Source organism: Streptomyces sp. NPDC004658 (assembly GCF_040609555.1).
In the GTDB taxonomy this organism is placed as follows: domain Bacteria; phylum Actinomycetota; class Actinomycetes; order Streptomycetales; family Streptomycetaceae; genus Streptomyces.
Genome location: NZ_JBEXKG010000426.1, coordinates 1 through 1,118, shown reverse-complemented (window position 1 = coordinate 1,118; position 1,118 = coordinate 1). Strand labels below are relative to the sequence as shown.

Here is a 1,118-nt window from a genome sequence, read left to right as displayed (position 1 = left end):
CAGCGTCGACCACGCCTGAGAGAGGGTCTGGGCGGTCTTCGCCTGGACGCGTGCGACGCGTGACCCGGCCTCCGTCACGGCCGTCAGCCGGGTCTCCTCGGTCGCGGCCTCGGCCCGCAGCCGGGCCCGGGCCACGGCCGCTTCGTCGCGGGCCTCCTGCTGGATTCCCCGGATCGATCCCAGCGCGGTCGGGGTGAGGGCAGTCTGTTCCCACAGCCCGTGCACCAGCCACAGCGCTTTGGCCGCGACTGGCAGCCACGCCACGGCCAGCCACGCGCCCGCGGACTCCTCGGCCAGCAGTGCGTGGGCGACCAGGACGCCGGTCGCGATCAGACCGAATGCCCAGCCGACCCCGGTGACCACACGGCTGTGGTCCCCCTGCGCGGCCAGGCGGCGTTCGTAGGCGAGCGTGGCCAGCCACCCGCCGTCGATCCCCAGACCAACGACCAGAGCGACGGGCCACGGCATCGCCGTGCCGAGCCACATCATCACCACCGCCAGCGTGAGGACCATGGACACCGCCGTCATCGCGACGGCCGGCAGAACGGTCTTCGCCTTCATGCCGCACCGCCCCACAGCGTGGGCCGGACCCGCACGGAGGCGATCAGCCGGACCTGCGACGCGGGGTCGCCGGGGATGTCGCTGTCCTCGATCCAGGACCACTCGTCACCCGGCACGCTCTCGTAGCCGAGACCGTTCAGCGCGCGCTCGCGTTCCGCGATGGTCGGGACCGCGGCCGTGCGGTTCCAGATGTGCTCGGGCCACGCATGCGGGGTGTTCATCAGCGGGACGTACAGGTGCCAGGTGCCACCGCTGTTCGACATCTGCGCGGGAAGCGTCATCACGACCGCTCACCGCCCCGCCGGGCGCGGCTGTAGCGCACCCAACCCGTGACCTGGACGAGCACGCCGCCCGTGGCCAGCCACCGCCACGACGGCTCATCCAGCAGGGACGCCAGAACCGCCCCGGCCAGCGCCAGCGCGATGCCGACGAACACGACGACCAGGGCGCCCCGCTCGGAGGTGAGGGTCACGCTCATGCCGCACCGCCCGTCAGGGGCGAGGTGGCACGGATGGTGAGGTCCCGCCGCGCCGCCATGACCCGGTTGCGGGCGCGGC

Annotated in this window: 3 protein-coding genes; all 3 read right to left on the bottom strand. The window is 73.2% G+C overall.

Translation table 11 applies throughout. The features are described 5' to 3' along the window. Positions 1-561 (bottom strand): protein spdB (locus ABZV94_RS41875; RefSeq protein WP_356350389.1); only part of this gene is annotated, 561 nt, incomplete at its 3' end. Beyond that, positions 558-842, bottom strand: a complete 285-nt coding sequence (locus ABZV94_RS41870; RefSeq protein WP_356350387.1) for a DUF6303 family protein — start codon at positions 840-842, stop codon at positions 558-560. The genes ABZV94_RS41875 and ABZV94_RS41870, both read right to left, overlap by 4 nt. Beyond that, positions 842-1,039: a hypothetical protein gene (locus ABZV94_RS41865; RefSeq protein ID WP_356350385.1), complete on the bottom strand. Its 198-nt coding sequence runs from the start codon at positions 1,037-1,039 to the stop codon at positions 842-844. The genes ABZV94_RS41870 and ABZV94_RS41865 overlap by 1 nt, the downstream gene beginning before the upstream one ends. Positions 1,040-1,118 lie beyond the last annotated feature (79 nt).

Coding starts and splice junctions, on each gene's coding strand:
- ABZV94_RS41870 (WP_356350387.1), bottom strand. CDS start 842: ATGACGCTTCCCGCGCAGATGTCGAACAGCGGTGGCACCTGGCACCTG.
- ABZV94_RS41865 (WP_356350385.1), bottom strand. CDS start 1,039: ATGAGCGTGACCCTCACCTCCGAGCGGGGCGCCCTGGTCGTCGTGTTC.